This window comes from Pseudomonas sp. GW823-FHT03E05 (assembly GCF_058796855.1).
This window is the reverse complement of the sequence record NZ_JBXAJB010000004.1, coordinates 58,459-83,157: the sequence shown is the minus strand read 5'-3', so window position 1 is coordinate 83,157 and position 24,699 is coordinate 58,459. Positions and strand designations below refer to the sequence as shown.

At 61.4% G+C, this 24,699-nt stretch carries 22 protein-coding genes; 14 read left to right on the top strand and 8 right to left on the bottom strand.

What is annotated here, in order from left to right; genetic code table 11:
- Nucleotides 1-47: 47 nt before the first annotated feature.
- Nucleotides 48-809, bottom strand: a complete 762-nt coding sequence (flgA, locus tag AC1RCO_RS17165) for a flagellar basal body P-ring formation chaperone FlgA (RefSeq protein ID WP_011062746.1) — start codon at nucleotides 807-809, stop codon at nucleotides 48-50.
- Nucleotides 810-884: 75 nt separating this feature from the next.
- Between flgA and AC1RCO_RS17160 the strand changes: the two genes are divergently transcribed.
- The 6 genes from AC1RCO_RS17160 to flgE all read left to right on the top strand — a co-directional run bounded on the left by AC1RCO_RS17160 (nucleotide 885) and on the right by flgE (nucleotide 5,911).
- Nucleotides 885-1,817 (top strand): chemotaxis protein CheV, encoded by a 933-nt coding sequence (locus AC1RCO_RS17160; RefSeq protein ID WP_011062745.1) that lies wholly within the window; start codon nucleotides 885-887, stop codon nucleotides 1,815-1,817.
- Nucleotides 1,818-1,860: 43 nt separating this feature from the next.
- A complete protein-coding gene (gene cheR, locus AC1RCO_RS17155; protein WP_011062744.1) occupies nucleotides 1,861-2,688 on the top strand; it encodes a protein-glutamate O-methyltransferase CheR in 828 nt (275 codons plus the stop codon).
- 251 nt (nucleotides 2,689-2,939) lie between these two features.
- Nucleotides 2,940-3,347 carry a flagellar basal body rod protein FlgB gene (flgB, locus tag AC1RCO_RS17150; RefSeq protein ID WP_011062743.1) on the top strand — a complete coding sequence of 136 codons (408 nt, stop codon included), beginning with the start codon at nucleotides 2,940-2,942 and terminating at the stop codon, nucleotides 3,345-3,347.
- A 3-nt stretch (nucleotides 3,348-3,350) separates the two neighbouring features.
- Complete coding sequence (gene flgC / locus AC1RCO_RS17145; protein WP_011062742.1) at nucleotides 3,351-3,794, top strand: flagellar basal body rod protein FlgC; 444 nt, start codon at nucleotides 3,351-3,353, stop codon at nucleotides 3,792-3,794.
- Nucleotides 3,795-3,809: 15 nt separating this feature from the next.
- Entirely contained in the window at nucleotides 3,810-4,538 is a 729-nt protein-coding gene (flgD, locus tag AC1RCO_RS17140) for a flagellar hook assembly protein FlgD (RefSeq protein ID WP_011062741.1), read from the top strand.
- Between the two features lie 29 nt (nucleotides 4,539-4,567).
- Nucleotides 4,568-5,911: a flagellar hook protein FlgE gene (gene flgE, locus AC1RCO_RS17135; protein ID WP_011062740.1), complete on the top strand. Its 1,344-nt coding sequence runs from the start codon at nucleotides 4,568-4,570 to the stop codon at nucleotides 5,909-5,911.
- Nucleotides 5,912-6,175: 264 nt separating this feature from the next.
- Here the strand turns inward: flgE and AC1RCO_RS17130 are convergent, their stop codons facing one another.
- Complete coding sequence (locus AC1RCO_RS17130; RefSeq protein ID WP_015636664.1) at nucleotides 6,176-9,067, bottom strand: ribonucleoside-diphosphate reductase subunit alpha; 2,892 nt, start codon at nucleotides 9,065-9,067, stop codon at nucleotides 6,176-6,178.
- A 786-nt stretch (nucleotides 9,068-9,853) separates the two neighbouring features.
- Between AC1RCO_RS17130 and AC1RCO_RS17125 the strand changes: the two genes are divergently transcribed.
- Both AC1RCO_RS17125 and AC1RCO_RS17120 read left to right on the top strand, forming a co-directional pair.
- Nucleotides 9,854-10,576 (top strand): response regulator, encoded by a 723-nt coding sequence (locus tag AC1RCO_RS17125; RefSeq protein WP_011062738.1) that lies wholly within the window; start codon nucleotides 9,854-9,856, stop codon nucleotides 10,574-10,576.
- Entirely contained in the window at nucleotides 10,573-12,183 is a 1,611-nt protein-coding gene (locus AC1RCO_RS17120; protein WP_011062737.1) for an ATP-binding protein, read from the top strand. Before AC1RCO_RS17125 ends, AC1RCO_RS17120 begins: the two co-directional genes overlap by 4 nt.
- A gap of 13 nt (nucleotides 12,184-12,196) precedes the next feature.
- Here the strand turns inward: AC1RCO_RS17120 and AC1RCO_RS17115 are convergent, their stop codons facing one another.
- Both AC1RCO_RS17115 and AC1RCO_RS17110 read right to left on the bottom strand, forming a co-directional pair.
- Nucleotides 12,197-12,922 carry a 4'-phosphopantetheinyl transferase family protein gene (locus tag AC1RCO_RS17115; RefSeq protein WP_220223123.1) on the bottom strand — a complete coding sequence of 242 codons (726 nt, stop codon included), beginning with the start codon at nucleotides 12,920-12,922 and terminating at the stop codon, nucleotides 12,197-12,199.
- A 93-nt stretch (nucleotides 12,923-13,015) separates the two neighbouring features.
- On the bottom strand, nucleotides 13,016-13,807 hold the full coding sequence (locus AC1RCO_RS17110; protein ID WP_011062735.1) for a dienelactone hydrolase family protein: 792 nt from the start codon (nucleotides 13,805-13,807) through the stop codon (nucleotides 13,016-13,018).
- A gap of 145 nt (nucleotides 13,808-13,952) precedes the next feature.
- Here AC1RCO_RS17110 and AC1RCO_RS17105 point away from each other — a divergent pair, with 145 nt between their 5' ends.
- The 3 genes from AC1RCO_RS17105 (at nucleotide 13,953) to AC1RCO_RS17095 (ending at nucleotide 16,695) form a co-directional block, all read left to right on the top strand.
- Nucleotides 13,953-14,555: an outer membrane beta-barrel protein gene (locus AC1RCO_RS17105; protein ID WP_011062734.1), complete on the top strand. Its 603-nt coding sequence runs from the start codon at nucleotides 13,953-13,955 to the stop codon at nucleotides 14,553-14,555.
- Nucleotides 14,556-14,674: 119 nt separating this feature from the next.
- Nucleotides 14,675-15,352, top strand: a complete 678-nt coding sequence (locus AC1RCO_RS17100; protein ID WP_011062733.1) for a response regulator — start codon at nucleotides 14,675-14,677, stop codon at nucleotides 15,350-15,352.
- Entirely contained in the window at nucleotides 15,349-16,695 is a 1,347-nt protein-coding gene (locus AC1RCO_RS17095; protein ID WP_011062732.1) for an ATP-binding protein, read from the top strand. The genes AC1RCO_RS17100 and AC1RCO_RS17095 overlap by 4 nt, the downstream gene beginning before the upstream one ends.
- Before the next feature lie 4 nt (nucleotides 16,696-16,699).
- Here the strand turns inward: AC1RCO_RS17095 and AC1RCO_RS17090 are convergent, their stop codons facing one another.
- Nucleotides 16,700-17,698: an AraC family transcriptional regulator gene (locus AC1RCO_RS17090; RefSeq protein ID WP_041752486.1), complete on the bottom strand. Its 999-nt coding sequence runs from the start codon at nucleotides 17,696-17,698 to the stop codon at nucleotides 16,700-16,702.
- A gap of 333 nt (nucleotides 17,699-18,031) precedes the next feature.
- Between AC1RCO_RS17090 and AC1RCO_RS17085 the strand changes: the two genes are divergently transcribed.
- Both AC1RCO_RS17085 and AC1RCO_RS17080 read left to right on the top strand, forming a co-directional pair.
- On the top strand, nucleotides 18,032-19,363 hold the full coding sequence (locus AC1RCO_RS17085; RefSeq protein WP_011062730.1) for a dicarboxylate/amino acid:cation symporter: 1,332 nt from the start codon (nucleotides 18,032-18,034) through the stop codon (nucleotides 19,361-19,363).
- 147 nt (nucleotides 19,364-19,510) lie between these two features.
- On the top strand, nucleotides 19,511-20,692 hold the full coding sequence (locus AC1RCO_RS17080) for a CaiB/BaiF CoA transferase family protein (RefSeq protein WP_019094596.1): 1,182 nt from the start codon (nucleotides 19,511-19,513) through the stop codon (nucleotides 20,690-20,692).
- A gap of 33 nt (nucleotides 20,693-20,725) precedes the next feature.
- Here the strand turns inward: AC1RCO_RS17080 and AC1RCO_RS17075 are convergent, their stop codons facing one another.
- Nucleotides 20,726-21,220 carry a SprT family zinc-dependent metalloprotease gene (locus tag AC1RCO_RS17075; RefSeq protein WP_011062728.1) on the bottom strand — a complete coding sequence of 165 codons (495 nt, stop codon included), beginning with the start codon at nucleotides 21,218-21,220 and terminating at the stop codon, nucleotides 20,726-20,728.
- 151 nt (nucleotides 21,221-21,371) lie between these two features.
- Nucleotides 21,372-21,974, bottom strand: a complete 603-nt coding sequence (locus AC1RCO_RS17070; RefSeq protein ID WP_011062727.1) for a Yip1 family protein — start codon at nucleotides 21,972-21,974, stop codon at nucleotides 21,372-21,374.
- A gap of 291 nt (nucleotides 21,975-22,265) precedes the next feature.
- On the opposite strand from AC1RCO_RS17070, the gene ttcA reads away from it, so the two are divergent.
- Nucleotides 22,266-23,090 (top strand): tRNA 2-thiocytidine(32) synthetase TtcA, encoded by an 825-nt coding sequence (ttcA, locus tag AC1RCO_RS17065; protein WP_011062726.1) that lies wholly within the window; start codon nucleotides 22,266-22,268, stop codon nucleotides 23,088-23,090.
- A 44-nt stretch (nucleotides 23,091-23,134) separates the two neighbouring features.
- Here ttcA and AC1RCO_RS17060 read toward each other — a convergent pair whose 3' ends face one another.
- On the bottom strand, nucleotides 23,135-24,670 hold the full coding sequence (locus tag AC1RCO_RS17060) for an ArnT family glycosyltransferase (RefSeq protein ID WP_492617890.1): 1,536 nt from the start codon (nucleotides 24,668-24,670) through the stop codon (nucleotides 23,135-23,137).
- Nucleotides 24,671-24,699 lie beyond the last annotated feature (29 nt).

The following is a 24,699-nucleotide window of genomic DNA, read 5'->3' as shown; positions in this document are numbered from 1 at the left end:
CTTTATCGGCCACAGTTTAGGGAACGCACGGGTTGAGCGCCAGCTATCTACATGGCTACTTCCACTTGCCCTGGCGCCGTGATGCGGGCCTTGATCACCCGTTGCGAATTGAGGTTCTTGACCCGGATCTGTTCGCTCATGCCGCCGTTGGACAGCGCCTCGCCCGGCATTCGCACATTCAATGTGCCGCTGCGTGCCGATATCACCACTTGATCGCCCTTGCGCACGACTTCCGCCTGCTCCAGATGGGCCAGGGTAACGAGCTGGTCGGCGACCATTGGTCGGACAAGTTTCTGACCAATGGCTTGGTCCACTGAGGTGAGGTAGCCCTGATTGTTCTGGCTGATGTCCCGTTCGCGCAGCACCACGTCTTCCGGTTCGATGATGCCGGCGCGCTTGAGCGGGCGTGCAGTGGTGACCACCTCGCGAAACAGCTTGACCTGCGCTGGCACGAATACCGTCCATGGCGAGGCGCCTTCGCAGCGCACTTTGACGGTGACCCGCCCCAGCGGTTGGGCCGGACTTTCCAGGTTGGCTGTCAATTCCTTGTCGCAATTGGGCATGCGCATGCGCGGGTCCAGCTGGTTGACCTGGATTTCATAGCGACCTTCCGTTTGACTGGTGGCCAGGTAGTCTTCTACCGTGAATTCAAGAAACCCTTGAGTGACGCCGATAAGAAGATCAGGCAGGGTGACCGAATCAGCAACGGCAGGGTTGCCGGGGTTTAAAATGCACAGAGCCGACAGCCCGCACAGCAAAGTGCGGTAGCGGGATGTCAGGCGTCGGAAAAATGTCGTTTTGGCGTTCATAACAGTTAAAAAGCAAGCGCCGTGCCGTTTAGCAATGAGCGTGCGTCGGATCTTAAAGCTTTGGGGAGTCTGGGCATGGCTGGTGTAATGGATTCGGTGAACCAGCGCACGCAATTGGTTGGGCAGAATCGACTAGAGTTGTTGCTGTTCCGTCTGGACGGTGGACAGCTCTACGGGATCAACGTATTCAAGGTTCGCGAGGTGCTGCAATGCCCTAAGCTGACCCTGATGCCCAAATCCAGTCCTGTGGTGTGCGGTGTCGCGAATATACGAGGGGCGACCATTCCGATCCTGGATCTGGCAATGGCCACGGGTTCTGGTGGCCTGCAGGACCAGAGCAATCCGTTCGTCATCATCACTGAGTACAACACCAAGACCCAGGGGTTCCTGGTGCGCTCGGTGGAGCGCATCGTCAACATGAACTGGGAAGAGATCCATCCGCCGCCCAAGGGGACCGGACGTGATCACTACCTGACGGCGGTCACTCGGGTGGACAACCAGTTGGTGGAAATCATCGACGTGGAGAAGATCCTGGCGGAAGTCGCGCCGACCTCGGAGGCGATCTCGGCAGGAGTGGTGGATGTCGAAACCCAGCACAAGGCTGTTTCCCTGCGGGTGCTGACTGTCGATGACTCGTCGGTGGCACGCAAGCAGGTCACCCGTTGCCTGCAAACCGTAGGTGTCGAGGTAGTGGCATTGAATGATGGCCGGCAAGCGCTGGATTACTTGCGCAAGCTGGTGGACGAGGGCAAGAAGCCGGAAGAGGAATTCCTCATGATGATTTCCGACATCGAAATGCCCGAAATGGACGGTTACACCCTCACGGCCGAGATACGTAATGATCCACGCATGCAAAAGCTGCATATCATCCTGCATACTTCGTTGTCAGGGGTGTTCAATCAGGCGATGGTGAAGAAGGTCGGTGCCGATGACTTCCTTGCCAAGTTCCGCCCTGATGACCTGGCATCCCGGGTAGTCGACCGGATCAAAGCAGCAGATCACAGCTAAGGGCGCTCGCCCTGGCGGACATAAGATTTAAGAGGCGGCAGCATTGTCTACGGGTAATTTGGATTTTGAACAGTTCCGGGTCTTCCTGGAAAAAGCCTGTGGTATTTTGCTCGGGGAAAATAAGCAATATCTAGTCTCGAGCCGTCTCAACAAACTGATGGAGCAGCAAGGGATAAAAACCTTGGGTGAGCTGGTCCAGCGGATTCAGACCCAGCCCCGCAGTGGTTTGCGCGAGATGGTCGTGGATGCCATGACGACCAACGAAACCTTGTGGTTTCGCGACACCTACCCATTCGAGGTGTTGAAGAACAAGGTGCTTCCCGAAGCCATCAAGGCCAGCCCCAACCAGCGCTTGCGCATCTGGTCGGCGGCCTGTTCGTCGGGGCAGGAGCCCTACTCGCTGTCGATGTCCATCGATGAGTTCGAGCGTAGCAACATGGGGCAGTTGAAGATGGGGGTGCAGATCGTTGCCACTGATCTGTCCGGGACCATGCTCAACAACTGCAAGACCGGTGAATATGACAGCCTGGCAATTGGGCGTGGCCTGTCGGCCGAGCGCCTGCAGCGCTACTTCGACCCCAAGGGGCCGGGGCGCTGGGTGGTCAAGGCGCCGATCAAGAGCCGCGTGGAGTTCCGCTCGTTCAACCTGCTGGACAGCTACGCCAGTCTCGGCAAGTTCGACATCGTGTTTTGTCGCAATGTGTTGATCTACTTCTCGGCGGAGGTCAAGAAGGACATCCTGATGCGCATTCACAGCACCCTGAAGCCTGGCGGCTACCTGTTCCTGGGGGCTTCCGAAGCCCTCAATGGGCTGCCGGATCATTACCAGATGGTGCAATGCAGTCCGGGCATCATCTACCAGGCCAAGTAGCCAGCAGATCGTCGTACCGAAAAAGGAGGCCATTGGGCCTCCTTTTTTGTGCCTGCAATTATCTGGCGCGCCGGCTGAAAGCGGCAGGGTGGTTGCCGCTTTGCCGGTTTTTCGCGGAAATCCATTGCCGCTTTTCTGGCATTGCCGCCTTGCCGTCGCCGGCAAACCCTTGAAATACGGGGGTTGATGACTTGGCACGCAGCTTGCTATATCCGAGTTACGAAAAATCAGGTCACCCAAAGGTTTCCGCCATGAGCATCAGCTTCGATAAAGCGCTCGGTATCCACGAACAGGCCCTTGGCTTTCGCGCCAAGCGTGCCGAAGTTCTGGCCAACAACATCGCCAACGCCGATACCCCGAACTACAAGGCTCGGGACCTGGACTTCTCTGCCGTGCTTGCCGAGCAGAATCAGAAGGCCCAGAACGGTACCTTCGCGTTGAACATGACCAACAACCGGCATATCGAAGCCCAGGGCTTGAGCAGTGGTGATGAATCGCTGCTGTATCGCACCCCGATGCAACCTTCGATCGACCAGAACACCGTGGACGCCCAGCTGGAGCAATCGAGCTACGCGCAGAACTCGGTGGATTTCCAGGCCAGCTTCACGCTGCTCAACAGCAAATTCAAAGGGCTGGTAGCAGCCCTGCGCGGAGAGTAATCCATGTCCCTCGCCAGTGTTTTCAATATTGCCGGTAGTGGCATGAGCGCCCAGACCACCCGTCTGAACACCGTCGCCAGTAACATCGCCAACGCCGAGAGCGTCTCGTCGAGCATCGACCAGACCTACCGCGCTCGTCACCCGGTGTTTGCCACCATGTTCCAGGGTGCGCAAAGCGGCGGCAGCGACTCGCTGTTCCAGAACCAGGACGCTGCCGGCCAGGGCGTGCAGGTACTGGGTGTGGTCGAAGACCAGAGCAACCTCGAAGCTCGTTACGAGCCGAACCATCCCGCCGCTGATGCCAAGGGTTATGTCTACTACCCCAACGTCAACGTGGTGGAAGAAATGGCCGACATGATTTCTGCCAGTCGTTCGTTCCAGACCAACGCTGAAATGATGAACACCGCCAAAACCATGATGCAGAAGGTCCTGACCCTGGGTCAGTGATAAGGGGCGAAGACCATGAGCGTTACTGATACCACCAACGCCCCATCCCTCAAGGATATCCTGGCGAATTCGTCGAAAACGACGAGCAATACCAGCGCCGACGGCCTGGCCGCGGCGACCAACAGCGCCACCGGCAAACAGAGCCTGGGCAAGGACGCATTCCTCAAGCTGCTGGTAACCCAGCTGAACAACCAGAACCCGCTGGATCCGCAGGACAACAGTGCGTTCGTTGCCCAGTTGGCGCAGTTCTCCACCCTGGAAGGCATCACCACCCTCAACTCCTCGGTGAATGCGATCACGGGTAACTACAAGTCTTCCCAGGCCTTGCAGGCTTCGTCCCTGGTGGGGCGCTCGGTCATCGTGCAGACCGGCACCACCCAGGTCGACACCAGCAAGAGCATGACCGGTTCGGTCACCGTGCCATCCAGCGTGAACTCGGTCACCGTGACCGTCACCGACAAGGACGGCAATACCGTCAAGACCATCGACATGGGCAGCCAGAAGGCCGGCAACGCCAGCTTTGTCTGGGATGGCACCAAGACTGACGGCACCAAGGCGGATCCGGGCAACTACACCTTCAAGGCCAGCACCACCATCGATGGCAAGGGCACTGATCTGATCACCTACCTGCCGGCCACGGTCAATAGCGTGACCATCAGCCAAACCGGCGGCGAGTTGATGTTGAACCTCGCCGGCATGAGCAGCCCGATTGCCCTGTCCAAAGTACAAACCATTGGTATCTAGAGCCGACTAACCGGCACAAGGAGTGGAATATGTCTTTCAATATCGGCCTTAGCGGTCTCTACGCTGCCAACAAACAGCTGGACGTTACCGGCAACAACATCGCCAACGTCGCTACCACCGGCTTCAAATCCTCCCGTGCGGAATTCGCCGACGTCTATTCGGCCACCAAGCTGGGCAGCGGTACCCAGGTGATTGGTAACGGTGTGCGCCTGGCCAACGTTTCCCAGCAGTTCACCAACGGTGATATCAACAACACCGGTAATGTGCTGGACATGGGCATCCAGGGCCAGGGCTTCTTCGTGCTGAGCACCAACGGCTCCCTGACCTACACCCGCGCCGGTACCTTCAAGACCGACAAGGAAGGCTACATCACCAACAGTGACGGCACTGCCCGCCTGCAAGGTTATGCGGTCGATGCCAACGGCAAGATCATCAACGGTGTGCTGACCGACCTGCGGATCGATACTTCGAACCTGGCGCCAAAGCCAACCGACTCGATCTCCTCGACGATCAACCTGAACTCCGATTCGACGCCGATCGATGTGGGTGCGACCACTCCGGCCTATGTGTTCAATCCGACCGACAACACCACCTACACCAAGCAGTTCAGCACGCCTGTGTATGACACCCAGGGCAACAAGCACGTCATGGATCAGTACATGATCAAGACGCCGAACGCCAATGAGTGGCAAACCTACACGCTGATTGATGGTCGCAACCCGGACGGTACTGCATTCACCATGGCCAACCAGTCGCCGATCACCATGAAGTTCGACTCGTCGGGCAAGCTCAGCAGCATGACCCCGCCAGCTGCGCCTGGGACCACGCCGTATACCATTACCGGTAACAGCATTGTCATGTCGGCTGCGGCCTGGACCCCGGGTACCGTCACTAACGGCGTGTTCACTCCCAATGGCGCCAAGCCTGCACCTAACGGTGTCAGCATCGACATGACCAAAACCGGTTCGGTGTTTGGCGAAAGCACCCGCTCGGTGATCGCGCAGAACGGCTACTCCACTGGCCAGATCAGCAGCCTGACCATCGATGGCACCGGTGTGATGCTGGCCAACTTCAGCAACGAGCAGACCAAGCCGATCGGTCAGATCTCCCTGGCCAGCTTCACCAACGAGCAGGGCCTGCAGCCAGTAGGCGGCACTCAGTGGAAAGAGACCTACTCGTCCGGTATTCCTGGTTATGACGCACCGAAGACCGGCACCCTGGGAGCGATTCAGTCCAACTCCCTGGAAGAGTCCAACGTCAACCTGACCAATGAACTGGTAAACCTGATCAAGGCCCAGAGCAACTATCAGGCGAACGCCAAGACCATCTCCACCCAGAGCACCATCATGCAGACCATCATCCAGATGACCTGATGCTGGTTGGCTGAAGCGCTTTACGAAAAGCCCCTCCTCGAGGGGCTTTTTTGTGCCTGTTCGATAGTGCTGTTCGCTCTGCAAGAACCGCTGCCGCAGGGGCTGGCTTGCCAGCGAAGGCGCTCTCGGTGCAGTGCAAGGCTTCGGGCCTCTTCGCTGGCAGGCAGGCTCCTGCAGCTTTGTTGCGGGCAAAAGAAAACCCCCGATAAACCGGAGGTCTATCGGGGGTTGGGGCAGGTGCCCGCAGGCACCTGTCGGCTCAGCTTATTGGCAAGCTTCGCAATCCGGCTCGTCGATGGCGCAAGCCTTAGGTACAGGAGCTGGGCCGGCTGGAGCCGCGAGGACCGAGTCGTCACCGTGGTTGCCGCCGCTGGAAACAGCGTTCAGCTTGCCGGTGTTGATGGTGGACTTCTCGGTGCTGGTGGCGGCCAGGGCGCGGAGGTAGTAGGTGGTTTTCAGGCCACGGTACCAAGCCATGCGGTAGGTCACGTCCAGCTTCTTGCCCGAAGCGCCGGCGATGTACAGGTTCAGCGACTGAGCCTGGTCGATCCACTTCTGGCGACGGCTGGCGGCGTCGACGATCCACTTGGTTTCCACTTCGAAGGCAGTCGCGTAGAGCTCCTTGAGCTCCTGCGGGATGCGCTCGATCTGCTGTACCGAACCGTCGTAGTACTTCAGGTCGTTGATCATGACCGAGTCCCACAGACCGCGAGCCTTCAGGTCGCGAACCAGGTACGGGTTGATCACGGTGAATTCGCCCGACAGGTTGGATTTCACATAGAGGTTCTGATAGGTCGGTTCGATCGACTGCGACACGCCGGTGATGTTGGCGATAGTGGCGGTCGGTGCGATGGCCATGATGTTGGAGTTACGAATGCCTTTCTGTACACGGGCGCGAACCGGTGCCCAGTCCAGGGATTCGTTGAGGTCCACATCGATGTACTTCTGGCCACGGGCTTCGATCAGGATCTGTTGCGAATCCAGCGGCAGGATGCCCTTGGACCACAGCGAACCCTGGAAGGTCTCGTAGGCGCCGCGCTCGTCGGCCAGGTCGCAGGAAGCCTGGATTGCGTAGTAGCTGACCGCTTCCATGGACTTGTCGGCGAACTCGACGGCTGCGTCGGAACCGTAGGCGATGTGCTGCAGGTACAGCGCATCCTGGAAGCCCATGATGCCCAGGCCGACCGGACGGTGCTTGAAGTTGGAGTTCTTCGCCTGTGGCACCGAGTAGTAGTTGATGTCGATCACGTTGTCGAGCATGCGCACGGCAGTGTTCACGGTGCGTTGCAGCTTGGCGGTATCCAGCTTGCCGTCGACGATGTGGTTCGGCAGGTTGATCGAGCCCAGGTTGCAGACTGCGATCTCGTCCTTGTTGGTGTTCAGGGTGATCTCGGTGCACAGGTTCGAGCTGTGGACCACGCCCACGTGCTGCTGCGGGCTGCGCAGGTTGCACGGGTCCTTGAAGGTCAGCCATGGGTGGCCGGTCTCGAAGAGCATGGACAGCATCTTGCGCCACAGGTCTTTGGCCTGGACGGTCTTGAACAGCTTGATCTTGTTGTACTCGGTCAGGGCTTCGTAGTACTCGTAGCGCTCCTCGAAGGCCTTGCCGGTCAGGTCGTGCAGATCAGGCACTTCCGATGGCGAGAACAGGGTCCACTTGCCGTCGTCGAAGACGCGCTTCATGAACAGGTCGGGGATCCAGTTGGCGGTGTTCATGTCGTGGGTACGACGGCGGTCATCACCGGTGTTCTTGCGCAGCTCGATGAACTCTTCGATGTCCATGTGCCAGGTTTCCAGGTAGGCACAGACAGCGCCCTTGCGCTTGCCACCCTGGTTCACGGCTACCGCGGTGTCGTTGACCACTTTCAGGAAAGGCACGACGCCCTGGGATTTGCCGTTGGTGCCCTTGATATAGGAGCCCAGTGCACGTACCGGAGTCCAGTCGTTGCCCAGGCCACCGGCGAATTTCGACAGCATGGCGTTGTCGTGGATGGCGCCGTAGATGCCCGACAGGTCGTCCGGAACGGTGGTCAGGTAGCAGCTCGACAGCTGTGGACGCAGGGTGCCGGCGTTGAACAGGGTCGGGGTCGAAGCCATGTAGTCGAAGGACGACAACAGGTTGTAGAACTCGATGGCGCGGTCTTCACGCTGTTTCTCTTCGATTGCCAGGCCCATGGCCACGCGCATGAAGAAGATCTGTGGCAGTTCGAAACGCACGCCATCCTTGTGGATGAAGTAGCGGTCGTACAGGGTCTGCAGGCCCAGGTAGGTGAACTGCTGGTCGCGCTCGTGGTTGATCGCCTTGCCGAGTTTTTCCAGATCGAACTCAGCCAGTACCGGGTTCAGCAATTCGAACTCGATACCCTTGGCGACGTAGGCAGGCAGCGCCTTGGCGTACAGGTCGGCCATTTCGTGGTGGGTGGCGCTTTCGGCTACTTCGAGGAAGCCCAGGCCTTCGGCACGCAGGGTGTCCATCAGCAGGCGGGCAGTCACGAACGAGTAGTTCGGCTCGCGCTCGACCAGGGTGCGGGCGGTCATCACCAGGGCGGTGTTGACGTCTTTGAGTGCCACGCCGTCGTAGAGGTTCTTCAGGGTTTCGCGCTGGATCAGGTCGCCGTCGACTTCTTCCAGGCCTTCGCAGGCTTCGCTGACGATGGTGTTCAGGCGGCCCATGTCCAGGGGCGCGAAGCTGCCATCGGTGCGGGTGATGCGGATCGAAGGGTGGGCTTGTACCGGCTCTTCGCTGGTGGAGCGGGTAGCCCGTTCCTTGGCGCGGGAGTCACGGTAGATCACGTAGTCGCGGGCGACTTTCTGCTCGCCGGCGCGCATCAGGGCCAGTTCGACCTGGTCCTGGATCTCTTCGATGTGGATGGTGCCGCCCGAAGGCATGCGACGCTTGAAGGTTGCGGTGACCTGTTCGGTCAGGCGCGCCACGGTGTCGTGGATTCGCGACGAGGCAGCGGCGGTGCCGCCTTCAACTGCGAGGAACGCTTTGGTGATCGCGACGGTGATCTTGTCATCGGTATAAGGAACGACAGTGCCGTTACGCTTGATCACGCGCAATTGGCCAGGTGCGGTAGCAGACAGATCCTGAGTGGAATCGGCGGCCTGCGGCGCATTGGCCTGCGAGTTCTCGCGAGTTGTGTCGGTTTGCATGGGTGTCTCCACGTTCTCTATGTTTGTTTGGGCACCGTTTGGGTGCCCACCGTTCCGTCCTGAAGCACTACAGCCGGCAGAGGCCGGGCATAACGACTTCGGGACAGTTCAGGAAGGGGGCTATAGGCGCCGCTTCCATGCCGAAGTCATGGGTGCCGAGCCGGGGCTCGGCACCTTATTCCTGGTGGGTGACAGTCTTGTTGCTGCAACACCCGTACCGCTTTCTCCTGGACAGGGTGGAAAACGATGCCATCCGCACGCGCGGTCTTGGTCTTCTGAAACAGCGATTGGTTCCACCAAACGGGGCAAGAAAAGGGCTTGAGTTTCTTGGCTGAATTGTGTTTGGTTTTTTGCGCAAAACCCTAGATATAGGGATTTTTAGCCGCCGGGCTACAAGATAATGCGTTTGGGGGGCTGATTGCAACGTACTGCCTGTGGATAAGGTTGTGCGTAAATTGTGTATGGACTGGGTAAAACTCACGCAGCCCGCAGTCCCAGTGGATGGAACCGTTTGTCACTGTTTTTTACCGTCGAAAATTGCCTTGGGCGGATTTTTGCGGGCGCGAACCCTATCACAAAAAAACGCCCTGACCGAGTCGTTTTAGCCGCTTGTGTCGGCGCCTGTGCCGGTTGCTACAATCGGCAGCGATCGGCTGGGGTTTCCCGGCCTTTCCCATGGCAAACCAGCCACCTTTCCCAGAGCGTGTTATCCGCCTTTTTCATGACAGAAAGACGGGGGTTTTCCTGCTCAAGGTGGACTGGCAATAGAACAAGAAGAGGTCGTGCGTGGAACAGGAAGCCTGGCAGGTACTGATTGTCGAGGATGACCAGCGTCTGGCTGAGTTGACCCGTGAATATCTCGAAAGCAATGGCCTGCAGGTGGCGATCGAGGGCAACGGTGCCCGGGCCGCGGCCAGGATCATTGCCGAGCAGCCGGATCTGGTGATCCTCGACCTGATGCTGCCCGGTGAAGACGGCCTGAGCATCTGCCGCAAGGTTCGGGATCGTTATGACGGAGTGATCCTCATGCTCACCGCCCGTACCGATGACATGGACCAGATCATGGGCCTGGACCTGGGTGCCGACGACTATGTCTGCAAGCCGGTGCGCCCGCGGTTGCTGCTGGCACGCATCCAGGCCCTGCTGCGCCGTAGCGAAGCGCCGGAGCCGGCGGTGGAGAAAACCCGCCGCCTGCAGTTCGGCCCGCTGGTGGTGGACAATGCCCTGCGCGAGGCCTGGCTGAGCGATGCCGGGATCGAATTGACCAGTGCCGAGTTCGACCTGCTGTGGCTGCTGGTGGCCAATGCCGGGCGGATCCTGTCCCGGGAAGAAATCTTCACCGCCCTGCGCGGCATCGGCTATGACGGCCAGGACCGCTCCATCGATGTGCGGATCTCGCGCATCCGCCCTAAGATCGGTGACGACCCGGAGCACCCGCGGCTGATCAAGACCATTCGCAGCAAGGGTTACCTATTCGTCCCCGAAGCCGCCGCCGACATGCGCTCGTGAACTCGATCTTCCTGCGGATCTACGGCGGTATGTGCGCCGCGCTGATCCTCGTGGCGTTGCTTGGGGTCCTGGCCTTGCATCTGTTGAACCAGGTGCGCAGCGAGCAGTACCGCGAGCGGCTGGCCCACGGCACTTTTTCGCTGATGGCGGACAACCTGCAGCCGATGAGCGAGATCGAGCGTCGCCGGGCGCTGGCGGTGTGGGAGCGCTTGCTGGGCATTCCCCTGAGTCTCAAGACCTTCAGCCAGACCGACCTGGACAGTAGCCAGCGCGGTCGGGTGCTGCGCGGCCAGGCGCTGGTGGAGCAGACCGGCCCCTTCGCCGCCCGAGTCTATCGCCTGGTCAGCGAGAAGGAACAGCTGCTGCTCAGTGCCGAGGTCCAGCAGATCAGCGAGCAGTTGGCCCGGGCCACTATCTACCTGCTGGCGGATGAGCTGGTGCGTTATCCGGTGGCAGAGCAACCCCAGCGCCTGGCTGCACTCAAGGAAGCCAAGGGGTTTGGCTTCGATATGCAGTTGTCGACTCTGGACGCCGCCGACATGGACGAGGATCAGCGGCGCCGGGTGGCCGAGGGCGACACGGTGATGGCCCTGGGCAAGGGTGGCGATTCGATCCGGGTCTTCGCCGGCCTGGTGGGCACGCCCTGGGTGCTGGAGATCGGCCCGCTGTATCAGATGAATCCCTATCCGCCGCAATGGCTGGTGCTGATTGCCGTGCTGGGCCTGAGCCTGATCGGCCTGATCGTCTATCTATTGGTGCGCCAGCTGGAGCGGCGCCTCAGCGGCCTGGAGTCGGCGGCCACGCGAATCGCCAAGGGCAGCCTGGAAACCCGCGTGCCGGCCCGTGGCGCGGACTCGGTGGGGCGCCTGGCGGCGGCCTTCAATGGCATGGCCGAGCACTTGCAGCGCCTGTTGGCGATTCAGCGCGAGCTGGTACGTGCGGTGTCCCATGAGTTGCGCACACCCGTGGCGCGGCTGCGTTTCGGCCTGGAGATGATTGCTTCGGCGAGCACCGATCAGGCCCGGCAGAAGTACCTGGACGGCATGGACAACGACATTCAGGACCTCGACCGGCTGGTGGACGAAATGCTGACCTACGCCCGTCTGGAGCAGGGCTCGCCGGCCCTGAATTTCCAGCGTATCGACCTGGATGCGCTGATCAACCAGGTGATCAGCGAACTGGCGCCGTTGCGGGCCAATCTCAAGGTCCGGCGTGGCCTGTGCCTGTCTGCCGCCGAGTGTGACGGTGCGTGGGTCGAGGCCGAGCCGCGCTACCTGCACCGGGCCTTGCAGAACCTGGTGGGCAACGCCATGCGTCATGCCGAGTCCCAGGTGACGGTCAGCTATCAGGTAGGGCAGTTGCGCTGCCGGGTGGATGTGGAAGATGACGGTCCTGGCGTGCCGGAACATGCCTGGGAAAAGATCTTCACCCCATTCCTGCGCCTGGATGACAGCCGCACCCGGGCTTCCGGCGGGCATGGGCTGGGGCTGTCGATTGTGCGGCGGATCATCCATTGGCACGAGGGCCGCGCCCTGATCAGCAAGAGCAAGAACCTGGGCGGTGCCTGCTTCAGCCTGAGCTGGCCACGGCATCAGGAACCCCGCTGAGGGCGGCCCCGGTTCAGGCCTTGATGGCCACCAGGCTCAGCAGATGATCGTCTTGCACGGCGAACTGCCCTTGCAGTTCGCGGCCGTGCTGCCATTCCTCGGCCAGATCGGTCAGCAGGCGCATCCGCACCGGCCCTTCGGCAGACCATTCCAGGACTTCGGCGTGTTCGAAATAGAAGCGTTTGTGCACCAGCGGGTACAGGGCCTTGAACAGGCTTTCCTTGATCGAGAAGGTCAGGGTTACCGCCAGTGCATGCAGCTCGGCCGGCAACTGGTCGCGGCGCTGCAATTCGGCCGGGGTCAGGATCTGCTCCGCCAGTTTGGCCGCACGTTCTGCACTGAGCAGGTGTTCCAGGTCCATTCCCAGGCCACGCCAGTGTTGCTTGTCGGCGACGATGGCCGCGGCGCGTCCGCTGCTGTGGGTGATCGAACCGCAGATGTGTTCGGGCCAGATCGGCGCTCGGTCATCGCCAATGGGCGGTACCCAGTCCAGTCGTTGCAGTTGCTGCAAGGCGGCTCGGGCACACAGGCGTCCAGCGAGAAATTCGGCCTGACGCTTGGCCACCGAACGCTGGATGCTCGGCGGTGCCTCAATGCCGCTGCGCTGAAAATCATCCGCGGCAAGTTGCCCTGGATCGAACCGGGTACTTAGCCAGAGGGCTTGGGGCAGGACGTTCGGCAGCGGCCAGGCAGCGTCCAGAGGGGTGCAGCAAGCGGGGAGGGGGGGGAGAGCATTCATGGCCGCTAGTGTGCCGGGTTGCTGCGTTTGAGGGTAGTCGGGTGAAGCGCAAAGGGCTGCCGCAGCGCACTGACGGCAACCCAGGTACGGCGGCTAGCCAAACAGTTTTTTGAAGAATGCCTGCATGTCGGCCCAGGAACGCTCATCGGCGGCCTTGTTGTAGCCGATGTCCGGCCCGCCGTGTTCGCCATGGCTCAGGCGGTCGGCATCGGGGTTGCTGAAGCCGTGCTTGGCTCCCTCCAGGCTGACGAAGCGGTAGTCGGCGCCGGCCTTGTCCATTTCCGCTTTGAAGGTGGTGACGTTGTCCGCCGTCACCATGCTGTCCTGGGCCCCATGTTCCACCAGGATCTTGGCCTTGACGCTGCCGGGGGTAGCCGGTGTGGCGGTGGCCAGGGCACCGTGGAAACTCACCACGCCGGCCAGGGGCAGGCCCTGGCGCGCGGCGTCCAGGACAATCTTGCCGCCAAAGCAGTAGCCGATGGCGGCGAGTTTCTGCGGATCGGTCTGCGGTTGCTGTCTCAACAGCTCAAGGCCGGCGTTGAAACGTGCACTGGCAGCGGCACTGTCCTTCAGCGCGGCCTGCATGAAGGCCATGGCGTCCGCCGGGTGTTCGGTGTGCTTGCCCTGGCCGTACATGTCGATGGCCAGGGCACTGTAGCCAAGGGCGGCAAGGTCCCGGGCCCGGCGCTTGGCGTAGTCGTTGAGGCCCCACCATTCATGCACCACCACGATGCCCGGGCGCGGGCCCTGTAGGGCGTCGTCGTAGGCGTAGTAGCCGATCAACTGAGTGCCGTCGGTACTGCGATAGGGAATTTCCTGAGTCTTGATGGCGGCCTGGCTGAGGCCGCCGAGGGTTAACAGGACCAATGCGACGAGCATGCGCATGAGGGGCACTCCGGTTGAAAAGATGTCAGCACAGCCTAGTCGATCTGGTTCAGGCGAGGTTAAGGGTGTGTTCAGGGGGAGTTCAGGGCGGGCTGTTTACTCTAGCCCCGTACCCAAAAAGCCAATAGCGCAAAGGAAACTTCCTATGACTTCATTGAAAAAACTGTTCCTGGCCTTTACCGTCTTCGGCGCCAGCGCCGCCGCCCAAGCCGCTGACAGCAACTTCGTTGGGTTGTCCTTCGGCCAGACCAGCGACAAGATCAACAAGTCCAGCCAGCTCAACAGCAACCTGGGCCATCCGAACGCCGATGGCGTGATCGGCAAGGACAACACCTGGGGTGTACGCGCCGGTCAACAGAATGACCAGGGTCGCTACTACGCTACCTACGATTATGTGTCTGGCTCCCACAACGGCATTAAACTGCGCCAGCAGAACCTGCTGGGCAGCTACGATATGTTCCTGCCGGTGACCAGCAGCACCAAACTCTTTGGCGGCGGTACGGCCGGCCTGACCAAGCTGACTCAGGAGTCTCCGGGCTTCAGCCGTGACAGCGACATTGGTTACGCGGTGGGCGTACAGGCCGGCGTCCTGCAACAGGTTTCACAGAACACCTCGGTGGAGCTCGGCTACCGTTACCTGCGCAGCAATGCCGGGACCGAGATGAGCGAGCGCGGTGGCAGCAAGCAGGGTTCGCTGAGCCTTACCAGCAGCGCCCAGACCTACCTGTCGGCCAACTACGCTTTCTGATAAGCGGCCTGGCCTGGACCGCGCCGGATCGTGCCTTGGGCACGGTCCGGCGTTGGCGCATTAATCATCAGGGCGCAGGGGCGCCCCTGGAGATGTCGAATTTTGCCTGGGAGAGCGTTATGAAGTTGCTGGTCGTCGAAGATGAGGCGCTGTTGCGTCATCATTTGCAAACCCGCCTCACCGACAGCGGTCATGTCGTCGAGTCCGTGGCCAACGCCGAGGAGGCGCTGTATCAGACCGAGCAGTTCAACCACGATCTGGCGGTGATCGACCTGGGCCTGCCCGGCATGGGCGGGCTTGACCTGATCCGCCAGTTGCGCAACCGTGGCAAGACGTTCCCGATCCTCATCCTCACGGCCCGTGGCAACTGGCAGGACAAGGTCGAGGGCCTGGCGGCCGGTGCGGACGATTATGTGGTCAAGCCATTCCAGTTCGAAGAGCTGGATGCGCGCCTGAATGCGTTGCTGCGGCGCTCCAGTGGCTTCACCCAGTCCACCATCATTGCCGGGCCGCTGCTGCTGGACCTGAATCGCAAGCAGGCCTCCCTGGATGAGCAGCCCCTGGCCCTGACGGCCTATGAGTACCGGATTCTCGAATACCTGATGCGTCATCATCAGCAAGTGGTGGCCAAGGACCGGCTCATGGAGCAGTTGTACCCGGACGACGACGAGCGCGATCCGAATGTCATCGAAGTGCTGGTGGGCCGCTTGCGGCGCAAGCTTGAGGGGCCGTCGGGCTTCAAGCCGATCGATACGGTGCGTGGCCTGGGCTACCTGTTCAACGAGCGTTGCCGATGATTCGATCGCTGCGCCTGCGCCTGATGCTGGCCGCCACGACCCTGGCGGTGCTGTTCATGCTGGCCCTGCTGCCAGCCATGCAGGGGGCGTTCAGCCTGGCGTTGCAGGACTCTATCGAGCAGCGCCTGGCTTCTGATGTCACCACCCTGATCAGTGCGGCGCGGATCGAGAACAACCGCCTGCAGATGCCGGCGCAATTGCCCGACGAGCGCTTCAACCTCGCCGACAGCCGCCTGCTGGGCTACATCTACGATCGCGAAGGGCACCTGGTCTGGCGCTCGCGGGCGACCCAGGAAGAGAACATCAACTACCGGCCGCGGTACGACGGGCGTGGCAATGAGTTCGCCAGGATCCGCGAAGCCAACGGCCAGGAGTTCTTCGTCTACGACGTCGAGATCAAGCTGCTGGGGGGCAAGAGCGCGGCCTTCAGTATCGTCGCGCTGCAGCCGGTGCGTGAGTACCAGCAAACCCTGGAAGGCGTTCGGGAAAACCTCTACCTGGGGTTCGGCGCGGCCTTGCTGGTGCTCCTGGCACTGCTCTGGCTCGGCCTGACCTGGGGTTTGCAAGCCTTGCGACGCTTGAGCCAGGAGCTGGACCAGATCGAAAGCGGCACCCGCCAGAGCCTTAGTGAGGAGCACCCGCGCGAGCTGTTGCGCCTGACGGGCTCGTTGAACCGCCTGCTGCAAAGCGAGCGTGAGCAGCGCAGCCGCTATCGTGACTCCCTGGATGACCTGGCCCACAGCCTGAAAACCCCGTTGACGGTGTTGCAGGGCGTGAGCGAGGACATGGCGCAACGCCCCCAGGATCGTGAGCAGGCCTGGGTGCTGCAGGCGCAGATCGAGCGCATGAGCCAGCAGATCAGTTACCAGTTGCAGCGCGCCAGCCTGCGCAAGAGCGGCCTGGTGCGCCACCAGGTGCGGCTGCGGCCGGTGCTGCAAAGCCTCTGCGACACCCTGGACAAGGTCTATCGCGACAAGCAGGTACGGGTGTCCTTCGACTTGCCGGAACGCTGCTACCTGCCGATCGAGCACGGCGCTTTGCTGGAGTTGCTCGGCAACCTGTTGGAGAACGCTTATCGCCTGTGCCTGAGCTCAGTGCGCATCAGCGTGCGTGAGACCCTGGAAGGCTCCGAGTTGTGTGTGGAAGACGACGGCCCCGGCGTGCCACCCGATCAGCGGGCGCGGATTCTGCAGCGCGGTGAGCGCCTGGATCGCCAGCACCCGGGGCAGGGCATCGGCCTGGCGGTGGTCAAGGACATCATCGAGAGCTACGGCGCGCAACTGACCCTGGGGGATTCGGCCCTGGGGGGGGCGGCCTTCCGGATTCACTTTCCGGCCCTGTAGGGGGCTACTGTTCCCGGGCGCGGTAGGCGCCCGGGGTCAGGCCGGTCCATTTCTTGAACGCCCGGTGAAAGGCCGAGGGCTCGGAAAAACCCAGTTGTTCGGCGATCTGTTGCAATGACAGGTCGGCCCGGCCGAGGTGGTAGATGGCAATGTCGCGGCGCAGCTCATCCTTCAGCTCCTGAAAGCTCGAACCTTCTTCGCGTAGATGCCGGCGCAGGGTCTGCGGGCTGACGTGCAGGTGCTGGGCGACGCTTTCCAGGTCGGGCCAGTGCTCGCGGTCGCGACTGAGCAGGCGGCGCAGCTGGCTGCTGAGGCTGTCGCCTTCATCCGGGCGCGACAACAGGTCGGCGGGAGAGCGTTCGAGGAAGTGCTTGAGGGTGCGTTCGTCCTGCAGCAGCGGCATGCCCAGGTAGCGACTGTGGAACAGCAGGCTGCTGCGCTCCTGGGTGAATTGCAGCGGGCAAGGGAAAAGCAGGTCGTATTCCGCGCCGTGATCGGGCTTGGGGTAGCTGAAGCAGGCCTGCTCCAGGCGGATGCGCTGGCCGATCAACCAACTGCCGAGGCGATGCCAGATCACCAGCAGGCTCTCGCTGAGAAAGTGCTCGGGATCCCATAGCTCGGAATCATCCAGGCTCAGCCGGGCCATTTCTCCTTCACGCGTCAGACTCAGACGCGGGGCTTCCGGAAACAGGCTATAAAATAATAAGCCGCGATTGAGTGCTTTTTCCAAGGTACGGCAGTGGATCAGCGCGTGGCACATCATGGCGAAGGTCCCGCGCTTGCTGGGGCCATGGCCGAACCCGAGGTACTCGTCATCCAGCTCCAGCCACAGTTGCTGCAACAGACGGGTGAATTGCTCGGGGGCGATACGGGCCTTGGGCTGGTTCAGCAGTTCGGGGCTGATGCCCAACTGATGCAGCAGGGGCGCGTAGTCATAGCCGTGCCGGCGTGCTCCGCCCAAGGCGGCACGGGCAAAGTGGCTGGCGATGGTGCGTTCGCGCATGCAGGCAGGTCCGTCCATTGAGTGGCGGATCTTAGCCAGCCCCCAGGAAGGGAACAAGGCGGATATCCGCCAAATTGTAGGACGAGAGAGGGTGAGTGGGCGGAAATCCGCCAGCTTCAGCCTGCGCAACGGATGCAAGGATCAGCCCGCACCCCTGATGTCTAAAGGCCTGCAAGGCTTTTTCACAAGGTGGCACGGGCTTTGCGATAGAGCCGGAAGATCTGCCAGCACGCAGCTCGACACAACAAATCCCTCCAGCGCAGGAGGGTTCGCACTTTAGGCACCGCATGCATCGACGGAAAGTGCATGCCGGGGCTCTTGAGGAAACTTGCAATGACGACTCGTCAGCCACTGTACAAATCCCTGTATTTCCAGGTGATCGTTGCCATCGCCATCGGCATCCTGCTCGGCCACTTCTACCCTCAGACCGGCGTGGCTCTCAAGCCCCTGGGTGACGGCTTCATCAAACTGATCAAGATGGTCATCGCTCCGATCATTTTCTGTACCGTGGTGAGTGGTATCGCCGGCATGCAGAACATGAAGTCGGTGGGCAAGACCGGCGGCTATGCGCTGCTGTACTTCGAAATCGTCTCCACCATCGCCCTGCTGATCGGTCTGATCGTGGTCAACGTGGTGCAGCCGGGGGCCGGCATGCACATCGACGCTTCGACCCTGGACGCCTCGAAAGTTGCAGCCTACGTGACTGCCGGTAATGACCAGAGCATCGTCGGCTTCATCCTCAACATCATCCCGGCCACCATCGTCGGCGCCTTCGCCAATGGCGATATCCTGCAGGTGCTGATGTTCTCCGTGGTGTTCGGTTTCGCCCTGCATCGCCTGGGCGCCTACGGCAAGCCGGTGCTGGATTTCATCGACCGTTTCGCCCATGTGATGTTCAACATCATCAACATGATCATGAAGCTCGCGCCCCTGGGTGCGCTGGGCGCCATGGCGTTCACCATCGGTGCCTACGGTGTGGGTTCCCTGGTGCAACTGGGCCAACTGATGATCTGCTTCTACATCACCTGCGTGGTGTTCGTGCTGGTGGTCCTGGGGGCAATCTGCCGCGCCCACGGCTTCAGCGTGATCAAGCTGATCCGCTACATCCGTGAAGAACTGCTGATCGTGCTGGGAACTTCCTCCTCGGAATCGGCCCTGCCGCGCATGCTGATCAAGATGGAACGCCTGGGCGCCAAGAAGTCGGTGGTCGGCCTGGTGATCCCTACCGGTTATTCGTTCAACCTCGACGGTACTTCGATCTACCTGACCATGGCTGCGGTGTTCATTGCCCAGGCCACTGATACCCACATGGACATCACTCACCAGATCACCCTGCTGCTGGTGCTGCTGCTGTCTTCCAAAGGCGCTGCCGGTGTGACGGGCAGTGGCTTCATCGTCCTGGCCGCGACCCTGTCGGCCGTGGGTCACCTGCCGGTGGCCGGCCTGGCGCTGATCCTGGGTATCGACCGCTTCATGTCCGAAGCTCGCGCCCTGACCAACCTGGTGGGCAACGCCGTGGCTACCGTAGTGGTTGCCAAGTGGGTCAAGGAGCTGGACGAAGACAAGCTGCAATCCGAGCTGGCTTCCGGTGGCCGGCCGATTACCGACACCCGTGAAACCGATGACCTGGGTGTGGCCGAAGGCCCGGCACCGAGCATCAAGTAAGCCTTGAGCTATATAAGGAACCCGCTTCGGCGGGTTTTTTATTGCCTGGCGATTGAGCGCAACGGTCAGCCCGGCTGACTGTTGCGGTGATTGTTGCGGGCGTCGCGGCTGCCTACTCTGTGGGCTGCCGATCAAGAGGAGAGGGCTATGCAAGGGCCGTTGGCGTCACTCAAGGTACTGGATTTCTCCACCCTGCTGCCGGGGCCCTTCGCCTCGTTGCTGCTGGCGGACATGGGCGCCGAGGTCCTGCGCATCGAGTCGCCGACCCGCATGGATCTGTTGCGGGTGTTGCCGCCCCACGATGCCGGGGTTTCCGCCAGCCACGCTTATCTCAACCGCAACAAGCGCAGCCTGGCCCTGGACCTCAAGCGTCCCGAAGCGCTGGAGGTGGTGCGGCAACTGGTGCAGGACTACGACATTGTTCTCGAACAGTTCCGCCCGGGCGTGATGGAGCGCCTGGGGCTGGGTTACCAGGCCTTGAAGGCGATCAACCCGCGGCTGATCTACGTCTCCATTACCGGCTATGGCCAGACCGGCCCCTACCGGGACCGCGCCGGGCATGACATCAACTACCTGGCCCTGGCCGGGCTGGCCAGCCAGACCGGCCGCCGCGATCAGGGACCATTACCCCTGGGCATCCAGGCCGCGGATATCGCCGGGGGCTCGCTGCATGGGGTGATCGGCCTGTTGGCGGCGGTGATCGCGCGCCAGCACAGCGGCCAGGGACAGTACCTGGACGTGAGCATGACCGACTGCGTGTTCAGTCTGAACGCCATGGCCGGTGCCGGCTACCTGGCCTGTGGGGTCGAGCCCGGAATGGAGCAGCAGGTGCTCAATGGTGGCAGCTTTTATGACTACTACCGCAGCCGGGACGGGCGCTGGCTGTCGGTGGGCAGTCTGGAGCCGGTGTTCATGCAGCAGTTGTGTCAGGCCCTGGGCCGCCCGGAACTGGCGGCCCAGGGCCTGTCTCCCTTGCCCGAACAGCAACAGGCACTGAAGCAGGCCTTGCAGGTCGAATTCGAGAAACACGATTTCGCCGAGTTGTGCCAGCTGTTCGCTGGTTTCGATGCCTGCGTCGAGCCGGTGCTGAGCCTGGGCGAGGCCCTGGAACATCCGCAGTTGCAGGCCAGGCAACTGGTCAGCCAGGTGCCCCGTGAAGACGGCAGCCGGCAGGCGCAGATGGCCTGCCCGTTGAAGTTTTCCGAGGGGCTGCCAGAGCCGCGGCATATTGGCGCCAGGTTGGGGGCGCATTCCGATCAGGTGCTGGAGGAACTGGGCTACAGCGCCGAGCGCATCGAGGCACTGCGGCGCGAGCGGGTCATCGCGTAGCTGCGGGTTTGCTGAGGCAGTGCTTTAAAACTGTCACTCGACCCTGGTTTCCCCGCTGTAGACCAGGGTTTGCCGACAACGCCGGCACAGATAGCGACGCCCCTGGGCCACCAGTTTGTGGCGTTGGGCGGAGAACGGGAAATCGCTCTCGGCGCAGGGGCAGCGGTAGATATAACGGGTCACGCTGCGACGCTTGACGTCGTAGGTATGACAACGATTGGGCGGCAGTTCGTACACCCCGCGCATGATCAGTTGCCACTCTTCACCGTGGGGCTGGATACGTTCGCCAAACAGTTGGTGGGCGATCAGGTGTGCCACTTCGTGGGCCACGGTCTGCTTGAGGAAGTCCTCGGTGTTTTCCCGGTACAGCTGCGGGTTGAAGCGCAGCAGGTTCTCGTGCAAATGGGCGACACCGGCTTTCTGGCCACGCAACTTGAGGCTGACCACCGGGCGTTTGAAAGGACGTTTGAAAAAGGATTCAGCGAGTTGGAAACAATCTTCGACGCGGGTATTGAGTTGCTCGGGCATGCTTAACGGCTCTCCAGAGGGAGTGAGTATGCCGCAAACAGGGGGGATTCCGAATCGCCCAGGCGCCGAATGGTCATCCACCCCGCGCCCATAAGAAGGCCGCCTTGCGGCGGCCTGTGCTGGCAGACAGAGGATTATTATTGGTGCGGCGTCAGTTGGTGTACACGGGGCCGACGCCCAGGCCCCAGACAATCACGGTGAAGGCCATGATCGCGACCAGTACCACCAGGCCTACTGCCAGCACCGAGCTGGAAAACAGGAACCCCTCGTCAGACGGGATATTCATGAAGGTCGGCAGCCCGACATACAGCAGGTAGACCGTGTAGCAGATGGCGGCAGTGCCGACGATCATGCCCAGCCACATGTGCGGGTACAGCGCCGCCAAGCCACCGACGAACAGCGGTGTGGCGGTGTAGGTGGCAAAGGCCACGCAGCGTGCCAGGCTCGGGCTGGCGTCATAGGTCCGGGCCATCCAGTGGATGAACGCGCCCATCACCGCCACGCCGCCGAGCATGGCCAGGTACGACATGATGGTCATCCACAGGGCGCTTTCCATGGTCAGCATCACCGGCGCGCGATTGCCGATGACCCAGCCGACCTGGGTGGTGCCGATAAAAGCCGAAATGGCGGGGATTGCCGCGAGGATCAGCGTATGGGTGAGGTACATGTGGCTGATGCTTTCCTCGGCATCGCCACGGATGTCTCGCCATTCCTGATCGGGGTGGGTGAAGAGTCCTACGACATGATGAATCATGGTCAGTCACTCCTTTATTGTTGCCATCGCCCCCCAACGGAGCGCTTACAGCCAAGTGGCACAGTCAGTATAGGTCTATATGTGCATGCGACCTTATGTCGCAGTATAGGGAGGAGTTTTCCGCAGATGTGCGCACCTTTAGAGCAAATTGCGCTGTAAACCCCCGGGCTAATCGCTGCTGCATCTGTCATTGCAGCCCCGGCACCGCTGCTCTGCGGCGCTTTCACGGGGCTGGGGTTTTTGCGTAAAATGTCCGGCTTTTCGTCACATACCTCGCGGATTTCAAGAGCCATGGGCACTCTTACGGTCAACCAGAACAAACTGCAGAAACGTCTTCGCCGCCAGGCGGGCGAGGCGGTCGCCGATTTCAACATGATCGAAGAGGGCGACAAGGTCATGGTCTGCCTGTCCGGCGGCAAGGACAGCTACACCATGCTCGACGTGCTGCTGCACCTGCAGAAGGTGGCGCCGATCAAGTTCGAGATCGTCGCGGTGAACATGGACCAGAAACAGCCAGGCTTTCCCGAGCACGTGCTGCCGGCCTACCTCAAGGAACTGGGGATCGAGTACCACATTGTCGAGAAGGACACCTATTCGGTGGTCAAGGAGCTGATCCCGGAAGGCAAGACCACCTGCTCGCTGTGCTCGCGCCTGCGTCGCGGCACCCTGTACACCTTCGCCGACGAAATAGGCGCCACCAAGATGGCCTTGGGTCACCACCGCGACGATATCGTCGAGACCTTCTTCCTCAACATGTTCTACAACGGTTCGCTCAAGGCCATGCCGCCCAAGCTGCTGGCCGATGATGGGCGCAACGTGGTAATCCGCCCGCTGGCCTACTGCAGCGAGAAGGACATCCAGGCCTATTCCGACCTCAAGCAGTTCCCGATCATCCCGTGCAACCTCTGCGGTTCCCAGGAGAACCTGCAACGCCAGGTGGTCAAGGAGATGCTTCAGGAATGGGAGCGCAAGACTCCAGGGCGTACCGAAAGCATCTTCCGCGGCCTGCAGAACGTGATCCCCTCGCAACTGGCGGACCGCAATCTGTTCGACTTCACCAGTCTGCGCATCGACGACAGCGCCACGCCGCGTTTCGTCAATGTGGTGAACCTCTGATCCGATCCTGGTGAATCCGGGCTGCGCTTGCGCAGCCCGGTCATTCAGTTCCCCGGCATGCGAGGAATGAAGGCCACGCTGCCTTGCGCCGGTTTCTTGGCCAGGCGCTCACCGTTGGTCGGGGTGGTGCGGACCAGTTGATGATCCTCGCCCAGATACCCCAGCATCAGCGGTTCATCGTGCCTCTGCTGGACGAAGATCAGGGTGCGCTGCGGGTCCCAGTGCTGGCCACTGGTCTTGTCCAGCCAGGCCATGAAGTCCGCGCTGCTGCCGTTACGCGGGAAATCCGCGGTTTCTGCCACGTAGTAGAAGGGTGCGCCCTGGTTCTGCAGGTACATCGGCAGTTTGTTATCGATTTCCACCATGACCATCCGCCATTGATTCCAGGGAGCGATCCGGCTCGCGGCGGCCCGGGTATCGGCGCTGAACTGCATCACCCCCCCGCCGCTGTTGCTCCAGGGGTAGGCAACCCCCAGCACCAGCAGCATGACCAGGGCCGCATAGGAGAAGCCGAGGGGCCAGCCACGGGAAACGGGTTTGCCGGCGGCCTGGCGTAGCTGTAGCCGACGGTTGAGCCACCAGGCACCGAGCAACTGAGCGAAGGGCACCAGGGGCAGAACGTAATAGCTGCGCCGGCTGCCACTGGCGGTGAAGAACAGGAACAGCAGCCCCAGGGCCCACACCAGCCAGCGTTCATTGGGTTGCAACTGGCGCCAGTGCCGGGCCGCCAGCCATAGGCCGAGGATCCAGCAGGGCGCCCAGGGCAAGGTATAGGCCGGCAGGTAGATCAGGTAGGTGTAGATCGGCCCGACATGGTCGAAGGGGTTGAAGAAACGCACCACATTCTCGCGAAACACCAGGCTCAGGCCGCTTTCCCCGTAGCTGGGAGCGCCGTACAGGTGCGAGAGAACGAAGGGCACCATGTAGAACAGCGCGGCGATGCTCAAGGCCAGCAACAGGCGCAGGTTGAGGTGGCGTTTCCAGCGCCCCTGGCTCAGCAGGTGTGGCAACAGGATCAGCCCCGGCAGGACGAAGCCGATCAGCCCCTTGAGCAGCGAGGTCGCCGCCAGTATCAGGAAGAACACCGTATAGCGGCCCAGGCGGGTATCTTCCGGGCCGCGCCAGTACCACCACACTGCAGCCAATACGCCACAGACGGTCAGGATGTCGGCCGTGGCCACCCGCGCCCAGAAGGCGAAATAGAAGGTGGTGGCCAGCATCCAGCCGGCGATCAGCCCAGTGCCTTTGTGGAACAGCCGTTCGCCGATCAGGTAAACCAGCCAGATGCTCAGCCATGCGGCGATCACCGAGGACAGGCGCAGCGACCAGTGCCCCAGGCCCCCCATCAGCCAGGCGCTGGCGGTAATCAGCCAGTAGGAGGGCAGCGGCTTGTCGTAGTAGGGAGCGCCCTTGAGGTAAGGGTCGAAATAGTCGCCACTCTGCAACATCTGCAAGGCGATGTTGGCCCAGCGGGTCTCCGGCCCCCAGAGTTCACGGGAGCCCAGGCCCAGCAGCAGGATCAAGGCAGACACGCCGAGCAGCAGGGCCAGGGCCCTGCGTTCGCTGCGAAACAGATTCATAGATGGATTTCCAGAGCGGCGGTGGGAAA